The sequence below is a fragment of the Mesorhizobium sp. M0698 genome (assembly GCF_040320455.1).
Taxonomy (GTDB): domain Bacteria; phylum Pseudomonadota; class Alphaproteobacteria; order Rhizobiales; family Rhizobiaceae; genus Mesorhizobium.
This window is the reverse complement of sequence record NZ_JAMYPQ010000031.1, coordinates 26078-32077: the sequence shown is the minus strand read 5'-3', so window position 1 is coordinate 32077 and position 6000 is coordinate 26078. Positions and strand designations below refer to the sequence as shown.

8 protein-coding genes and 1 pseudogene are annotated in these 6000 nt (G+C 61.0%); all 9 read left to right on the top strand.

The features are described from left to right. Nucleotides 1–518 (top strand): phosphomethylpyrimidine synthase ThiC (locus NKI16_RS31285; RefSeq protein ID WP_352924418.1); only part of this gene is annotated, 518 nt, incomplete at its 5' end. Between the two features lie 3 nt (nt 519–521). Next, nucleotides 522–1496 (top strand): glycine oxidase ThiO, encoded by a 975-nt coding sequence (thiO, locus tag NKI16_RS31280; RefSeq protein ID WP_352643223.1) that lies wholly within the window; start codon nt 522–524, stop codon nt 1494–1496. Nucleotides 1497–1498: 2 nt separating this feature from the next. After that, nucleotides 1499–1696, top strand: a complete 198-nt coding sequence (gene thiS / locus NKI16_RS31275; protein WP_352515934.1) for a sulfur carrier protein ThiS — start codon at nt 1499–1501, stop codon at nt 1694–1696. 75 nt (nt 1697–1771) lie between these two features. Next, a pseudogene (locus NKI16_RS31270) lies at nt 1772–2471 on the top strand (thiazole synthase). Further along, a complete protein-coding gene (locus NKI16_RS31265; protein ID WP_352515936.1) occupies nt 2468–3073 on the top strand; it encodes a thiamine phosphate synthase in 606 nt (201 codons plus the stop codon). Before NKI16_RS31270 ends, NKI16_RS31265 begins: the two are co-directional and overlap by 4 nt. Continuing rightward, on the top strand, nt 3064–3822 hold the full coding sequence (locus NKI16_RS31260) for a hydroxymethylpyrimidine/phosphomethylpyrimidine kinase (protein ID WP_352624084.1): 759 nt from the start codon (nt 3064–3066) through the stop codon (nt 3820–3822). The genes NKI16_RS31265 and NKI16_RS31260 overlap by 10 nt, the downstream gene beginning before the upstream one ends. A 627-nt stretch (nt 3823–4449) precedes the next feature. Continuing rightward, the gene (locus NKI16_RS31255; RefSeq protein ID WP_352515996.1) at nt 4450–4713 is read left to right on the top strand and encodes a hypothetical protein; all 264 of its coding nucleotides are present in this window, start codon (nt 4450–4452) and stop codon (nt 4711–4713) included. 79 nt (nt 4714–4792) lie between these two features. Beyond that, nucleotides 4793–4918, top strand: a complete 126-nt coding sequence (locus tag NKI16_RS31250) for a sterol desaturase family protein (RefSeq protein WP_352515991.1) — start codon at nt 4793–4795, stop codon at nt 4916–4918. A 74-nt stretch (nt 4919–4992) separates the two neighbouring features. Next, complete coding sequence (locus NKI16_RS31245) at nt 4993–5766, top strand: hypothetical protein (protein WP_352924416.1); 774 nt, start codon at nt 4993–4995, stop codon at nt 5764–5766. The last annotated feature ends 234 nt before the right edge of the window (nt 5767–6000 follow it).

Below are 6000 nucleotides of genomic sequence, written 5' to 3'. Positions count from 1 at the left end.
CGCCGGGCTATGACCACATCACCTCCGGCATCGGCGCGGCGATGATCGGTTGGTTCGGCACCGCCATGCTCTGCTACGTCACGCCGAAGGAGCATCTCGGCCTTCCCGATCGCAACGATGTCAAGATTGGCGTGATCACCTACAAGATCGCCGCCCATGCCGCCGACCTGGCGAAGGGTCATCCGGCGGCGAAAGTCAGGGATGATGCCCTTTCCCGCGCGCGCTTCGAGTTCCGCTGGGAGGACCAGTTCAACCTGTCGCTCGACCCCGCAACCGCGCGCTCCTTCCACGACGAGACGTTGCCGAAGGAGGCGCACAAGCTGGCGCATTTCTGCTCGATGTGCGGGCCGAAATTCTGCTCCATGCGCATCTCCCACGACATTCGGGCCACGGCGCAGAAGGAAGGCATGGCGGCGATGGCCGAGAAATATCGCGCAGGCGGCGATCTTTATATGCCGGTGGAGACGCCCGAGGTAGAAAAACAGGCCTCAGTGCAGGAAGATCAGGGGGCGCGCTGAGCCATGCGCCGCATTCTTGTCAAAGGCGCCGGTGTGGCAGGCCTCACCGTCGCCCATGAATTGGCCGCGCGGGGTGCATCCGTCACGGTTGCTGAAATTCGCAGCCAGATCGGCGGCAATGCCTCCTGGCTCGCCGGCGGCATGCTCGCCCCTTGGTGCGAACGCGAAAGCGCCGAGGAGGCGGTCGTCACTTTCGGCAACGTTGCGGCCGACTGGTGGGAAAGGGCGCTGCCCGGGCTGGTGACGAGGGCCGGCACTCTCGTCGTCGCCCATACGCGCGATGCCTTCGAGCTTGCCCGTTTTGCAGCTCGTACGCGCAACTATGAGTGGGTTGACGAAAAGGCGGTTGCCGCCCTCGAGCCCGATCTTGCCGGCCGCTTTCATCAGGGCCTGTTTTTTGGCGGCGAAGCTCATCTCGATCCCCGTCGGGCTCTCGAAGCCCTCGCCGGCAAACTGCGTGCGATGGGCGTCGTCTTCCTTTTTGAGACGGGTGAGGTTGGCCTTTCCGGCTTTGATCAGGTGATCGACTGCACGGGCATCGCGCGGGCCGACGACGATTTACGCGGCATGCGCGGTGAAATGCTGATCCTCCACACGCGTGATGTCTCGCTCGCGCGGCCAGTGCGTCTCATGCATCCGCGTCATCCGATCTATATCGTGCCGCGAGCCGATCATCACTTCATGGTCGGCGCGACCATGATCGAAAGTGACCATGACGGACCGATCACCGCCCGTTCGCTGATGGAGCTCCTCAATGCGGCCTATGCACTCCATCCGGCGTTCGGTGAGGCCGAAATCGTTGAGACGGGAGTGGGCGTGCGCCCTGCCTATCCCCACAATCTGCCGCGGGTGAAGCGCTGGAAGGACGGCACGATCACGATTAACGGCCTTTACCGGCACGGTTTCCTGCTTTCACCGGCCATGGCCGAGCAGGCTACCAGCCTTGTCTTCAACTCATCTGCCGACCAGGGAGCCTGAAAATGAAGCTGATCGTCAACGGCGAAGCGCTTGAAGCCAAGGCAACGACGCTCGACGCTCTTTTGAAGGAGATTGACTATGAGGGCGGCTGGCTCGCCACCGCGCTCAACGGCGACGTAGTGCCCGCGGCCGAACGGGCGGAATTCCGCTTGAGCGAGGGCGACCGGATCGAAATCCTGTCACCCATGCAGGGAGGCTAGCCGATGTTCGATCTTCTCGGGGCAAAGCTTGCCTCACGCCTGCTTCTCGGAACCGCCCAGTATCCTTCGCCGGCCATCCTTGCCGATGCAGTGAAGGCGTCTGGCACTTCGGTGGTGACGGTATCGCTGCGCCGTGAAATGGCCGGCGGCAGGGCCGGCGAGAAATTCTGGTCGCTGATCCGCTCGCTCGGCGTGAGCGTCCTGCCCAATACCGCCGGCTGCCACTCCGTGAAGGAAGCCGTGACGACCGCGAAGATGGCGCGCGAGGTCTTCGGCACGTCCTGGATCAAGCTCGAAGTGATCGGCAACCACGACACGCTGCAGCCGGACGTGTTCGGCCTGGTCGAAGCCGCGCGTCCTTTGCGAAGACGGCTTTTTGGTGTTCCCCTATACCACCGACGATCTCGTCGTCGCCGAGCGGTTGCTGGAGGCGGGCTGCAAGGTGCTGATGCCGTGGTGTGCGCCGATCGGCTCGGCGGTCGGACCGGTCAACATCATGGCGCTGCGCTCGATGCGCGGATATTTCCCCGACATTCCGTTGATCGTGGATGCGGGGCTCGGACGGCCATCGCACGCAGCAACCGTAATGGAACTCGGCTTCGACGCTGTGCTCCTGAACACGGCGGTCGCCAAGGCGGCCGATCCGGTCGGCATGGCGCGCGCTTTCAGCAAGGCGGTCGACGCCGGTCGCGAAGCCTATGGTTCGGGACTGCTCGAGCCGCACGACGTCGCCGTGCCATCGACGCCGACAATCGGCAGGGCGGTTTTTTCATGAAGCTCGATCCCTTCTACCTGATCGTCGACAGTGCCGCCTGGATCGAACGGCTGGTGCCGCTCGGCGTTAGGCTGGTCCAGCTCCGCATCAAGAACATGGACGAGAACGAGTTGCGCGCGGAAATCCGCCGCGCGAACGGCGTCTGCGCGGTCCATGGTTGCCAACTGATCGTCAACGACTATTGGCGCACGGCAATCGAGGAAGGCTGCGACTTCGTTCATCTCGGCCAGGAGGATTTGGCTGCGGCCGACCTGCTGGCGATTAAGTACGGCGGATTGAAGCTCGGACTTTCGACCCACGATCACACCGAACTGGAAACGGCGCTGGCGGCCGAGCCGGACTATGTGGCGCTGGGTCCTATTTATCCGACGAGCCTCAAGAAGATGAAATGGCCGCCGCAAGGGCTTGAACGGCTCAGTGAGTGGAAACGACGGGTCGCGCCGATCCCGCTGGTCGCCATCGGTGGCCTCAACCCCGACCGGCTCGACGGCGTATTCGAGGCTGGGGCAGACAGTGCCGCGGTGGTCACCGACGTCACGCTGCATCCTGACCCTGAAGCGCGCACCAGAGAGTGGATAAAAGAGACCGCCCGATGGCGCTGAGGCAGGAATCGCATGTACTTGTCGTCGGCGGATCGGACTCCAGTGGGGGTGCCGGAATCGCGCGCGATATCGAGACGCTCTCCTCCATGGGCGTGCGCAGCTGCCTTGCCGTCACTGCGGTGACGGTGCAAACACACGACATCGTCACGGACATCCTTCATCTGCAACCCGGTCTGGTGGCCGATCAGATGCGTGCAGCGCTGCAGGCCAACAAGCTGGCGGCCGTCAAGATCGGCATGCTCGCAACGGCTGAGATCGTCGCTGCGGTTGCCGCTGTGCTGCGCGAAAATCCGCGCATACCGGCAGTCCTCGATCCGGTGCTGGCTTCCACGTCGGGCCGAGCGCTTCTTGAAGCAAGCGCCATCCCCATCATGAAGCAGCATCTGATGCCACTTTGCCGTATCGTCACACCCAATCTCATCGAACTGGCGCTTCTTGCCGGCTCAGAGCTAGCGGTGGATGAGGTCGGCGCGCTTCAACAAGGACAACAACTGCTCGCCGCCGGGGTTCAGGCCCTGCTGATCAAAGGCGGCCACGGCTCAGGACCTCGCTCAACGGATGTTCTCGTTCGACCTAACCAAGAACCCGTGCGCCTTGACACTCGTCGGCTGGCAAGAACGATGCGCGGCACCGGCTGTGCCCTGGCCAGCGCGATAGCCGCGTATCTGGCGATCGGGGGATCGATTGAGGAAGCGGTGCGCCAGGCCAAGCTTCTGGTGTTCGAAAAGATTTGGAAACACCCCATATGAGAATCAGGCTCGCGATAGGCGGCCCCATTTTATCGCCGACGATTTCAGCCAACGGAGGGTCATGTTCGCTGGCCGGTGCTTATGACAAAAGCATCTGATCCTGACCGCTTTTGTGGCTCTGGTTTCGTCGATGGGTGAATGATCTTCGGTTCAGCAGACGATTAGCAGCGGGAGCCAGGCACCGCCAATCGCGTGGAATCTAGGATCATATTGCGCGAGCAAGAATCCCGTTGGCGGCGATTATCACCAAGGGGATCTTGGCGTCGGCGACTGTGCACACCTGACTAAATCTAGTTTGCGGCGATCATAGCCGCAAAACATCAAAAAATAAGAGCGAGTAAATTTTAGTAGACAGCCCATAACTCGAAGCAACGTTATCGTAGCCGCCGGCGCGCACACTGGTGCATAGTTGGTCGCCTCGCGCAAGCCACCTCGTCTGCTGGACTCCTCCACCATTTGGGACCCGGATGGGTCATATCCAAACAACTAATTTTATCAATCTACCAGGATGCCCGCATAGCGGTGCCGGCAGAATGCTCACCGTTTGGATCGTACTTCGGTTAGCCTTGTCAACGCGAGCCCATTTGCTGGGCGAGACAAGGGCCGCGCGAAGGAAGGAGCAAACAAATGCAGATTCTCGACGTTAATCAGATGGTCCAGTACTACCTAACATCGCTTGAGCTGGTTGTGATCTTCGCTACCGTTTGCGCGGCGCTGGAGCTAACCTTTCCGGCTTTTCGATACAGTTTTGCCTCAAATGTTCGCGGCGTGCGGAATTGGATATTGGCTCGGATGGGGTACATTTATCTGGCATCTCTACGCTGCGAGCTTGGGCTGGTTAGGAATAAAGCCGCTCGTAACGATCAATTTCGGTGCGTTTCTTCACTCTGACAACGCAGTCATTAACACTGGATTCGCCGTCATTTCAGGGGTCTTAGTCGCGATTGCCGGCGACTTCTTTTACTACTGGATGCACCGCGCTCAGCATGCTGTTCCATTCCTCTGGCGCATGCACGCTACTCACCACTCGATCCGAGAATTGACGGCATGGACAGCGCTTGTATCACCCACTCAAGCTGATCCATTTCGAATCTAGCGTAGTGCCCGCTGTTGCCATGACACTGATTACCTGTCAGGGACATCTTTCACACTCTAGCACCCGCATCAATCTTGGGCCGCTTCGATACGCTGGCGGCGTTCCTCGGGCGCGTCACCGGCATCACACTGATCCGGGATAAGCTGCACCGTTACCGGGACCGGCAACGGCTGGAGGCGTTTGTTGCGCGCAAGACAGAGCTCGTGCAGGCGAAGCGCGGGGCGGCGCATATCCAGCGGGAGCGGCACCGGCTGCAGGCCGTAGACGGCGAGTGCACGCTGAAGGCGCTGGCGGCGGTCGAGAAACGCGAGCTGCAATCGCTGGAAGTGAAGCGCGGGCGCGAGCAGCGGATCAAAGACCGGGCGGGGCATGTGCATATGCCGGCGCTGACGCTGGAGCTGAAGCCGAAGGGGCGCGGCGCGTTGGTGCGCAAGGCGCAGAATCGCTACAAGGATACGCTGCGTGTGCCGGAAGAGCGGCAGGCGCGGGTTGACCAGGCGGCCAGCCCTTCCATCGACCTGCAACAGGCGATGCAGGATGCGCTGGCGGCGCAGTCGCCGTTGTCGAAAGCGGTGGACGTGCGTGACGGTTCGCGCGCGCAGCCGATGACGGGAAGAGCGGGGACAGACAGGGCAGTGGTGATGAGGGCGCGATTGCCGAGAAGCCGATCTCGCGGGCGTCGCGGCGTAGTGAGCGCGGGCGCGGCCGTGATGATCGTGGCGGGAGGGAGAGGTAAGGAGCGTCTTTTCTTTGAGAATTCGCGTTTACGGGTACCCACGATGCACAACGGGCGAGTTTTTCAAAGAGGCGCGTCCTCCTTCGAAGCGCTTCGGAGAGCCAGGCTCTAGGCTCGCCCCGAGCCCCTGCGTAGCCTGCGGGGGAGCTGGGTCTCGGCCCATCCGGGTAACGATCCTTCGCGCAGACGAGCTATGGAAACGATCAAAGTGTGATTTCACTGGGTTATTCCCGATTATCGCATAAAAAACTTGTTATCGCACAACTTAAAAAACTTGCAACTCTACAGCATCATTGACTTGTCGCCTATCAGCACTATATACTTGTAATCGCACAGCTCTAAAAAC

Bases quoted from the DNA above. Each gene is read 5' to 3' on its own strand.
- NKI16_RS31260 (WP_352624084.1), top strand. From the start codon at position 3,064: ATGGCGCTGAGGCAGGAATCGCATGTACTTGTCGTCGGCGGATCGGAC.
- thiO (WP_352643223.1), top strand. From the start codon at position 522: ATGCGCCGCATTCTTGTCAAAGGCGCCGGTGTGGCAGGCCTCACCGTC.
- NKI16_RS31265 (WP_352515936.1), top strand. From the start codon at position 2,468: ATGAAGCTCGATCCCTTCTACCTGATCGTCGACAGTGCCGCCTGGATC.
- thiS (WP_352515934.1), top strand. From the start codon at position 1,499: ATGAAGCTGATCGTCAACGGCGAAGCGCTTGAAGCCAAGGCAACGACG.
- NKI16_RS31255 (WP_352515996.1), top strand. From the start codon at position 4,450: ATGCAGATTCTCGACGTTAATCAGATGGTCCAGTACTACCTAACATCG.
- NKI16_RS31250 (WP_352515991.1), top strand. From the start codon at position 4,793: ATGCACCGCGCTCAGCATGCTGTTCCATTCCTCTGGCGCATGCACGCT.